The sequence below is a fragment of the Salinibacterium sp. genome (genome assembly GCF_031364185.1).
GTDB lineage: Bacteria > Actinomycetota > Actinomycetes > Actinomycetales > Microbacteriaceae > Rhodoglobus.
In genome coordinates this window covers 1-1,138 of record NZ_JANLVV010000225.1, presented here as the reverse complement: position 1 = coordinate 1,138, position 1,138 = coordinate 1, and the positions used below count along the sequence as shown (strand labels likewise).

At 62.7% G+C, this 1,138-nt stretch carries 2 protein-coding genes; one reads left to right on the top strand and one right to left on the bottom strand.

Annotation, left to right across the window (positions count from 1 at the left end):
- Positions 1-230: 230 nt before the first annotated feature.
- Positions 231-416 (bottom strand): hypothetical protein, encoded by a 186-nt coding sequence (locus RMN95_RS10060; protein ID WP_309616787.1) that lies wholly within the window; start codon positions 414-416, stop codon positions 231-233.
- A gap of 79 nt (positions 417-495) precedes the next feature.
- Between RMN95_RS10060 and RMN95_RS10055 the strand changes: the two genes are divergently transcribed.
- Complete coding sequence (locus RMN95_RS10055) at positions 496-903, top strand: hypothetical protein (protein ID WP_309616786.1); 408 nt, start codon at positions 496-498, stop codon at positions 901-903.
- The last annotated feature ends 235 nt before the right edge of the window (positions 904-1,138 follow it).

Here is a 1,138-nt window from a genome sequence, read left to right as displayed (position 1 = left end):
GTCGCTGTCGGGGCGCTACGCCGCAGCTGGCTCCGACTTCGCCGAAGAACTAGCTTCGCGACCGACGGGCCCCTATGCCTGAGTCTTCGATTCCGCGCGAGTATGTCATCGCCCAGCGAGTGCTCCTGGGCTGTCTAGAGCTACTCTCCGCGCAGTCTGAGGAGCTCGTGCTCGTCGGGGCTCAGGCAATCTACTTGCAGACTCCCCTGCTCGATGCCGGCCTCCCCGCCTCAACCACGGATGCCGACATCGCCGTAGATCCGGACCTGCTCTTCGAGAACCCCGACCTTGCCGAGGTTCTCGAATCTGCCAGCTTTCGACCGCACACGAACCCTGGGACGTGGTTCTCCCCCGAGGGTGTCCCGGTCGATCTCGTGGCGCCGACTTGGCGCGTTGCCCGCGTCAAGTCGGCGCACTGCGCCCCTGGAAGGCCAGAGCGGGCGAACCGCACGACGCACGTCGGGGTTGGAGCTAGCACTCCGCGACAACAACACGATGGAACTTCTCGCCCTAGACCCGAAGGACACACGGGTCGCGCTGGTCAAGGTTGCGAGCCCGGCTGCTTTGGTCGTAGCGAAACTGATCAAGCTTGCCGAGCGCATGTCCGGCCCAAAGCCTGACCGCGTCCTTGCCAAAGACGCTAGCGACGTTCTTCGAATGCTCCGCTACAACGACGCCGCCGTGATCGGCTCGACCCTTGGCCGATTTGCTACCCAGGGCGTCGGGTCAGGCACGATCGAGACTGCAGTCGGTTTCCTTCGATCACGGCTCGCGTTGAGGAGATCACCCATGATCGAACTCGCGGTCGAGTATCACCGGCAGTTCGAGACGGGACCTCACATCACTGCGTCCTTCTCGACGCTCGCAGAAAGGCTGCTCGACGGTTACGGAAGAGGCATCTAGCCCGCCATCCATCCCATCACTGCCGACAATCGAGAAATCCACCGTGGACCTACAGTGAATCTGTGCGAGAACCCGTAACACTCTCCCCTCTCGATTCGAGTAGCGCCGAGATCATCGCCCTTTGGGGCCGCGATCCTGAGTTTTCGCGAGCCGCAGAGGGACTGTGCATTAAAAGGTGTTTCCGGCTTGACGCGCCGCGCGTGAGCGTGGCGGGAAGGGTGCCGTGATGACTACG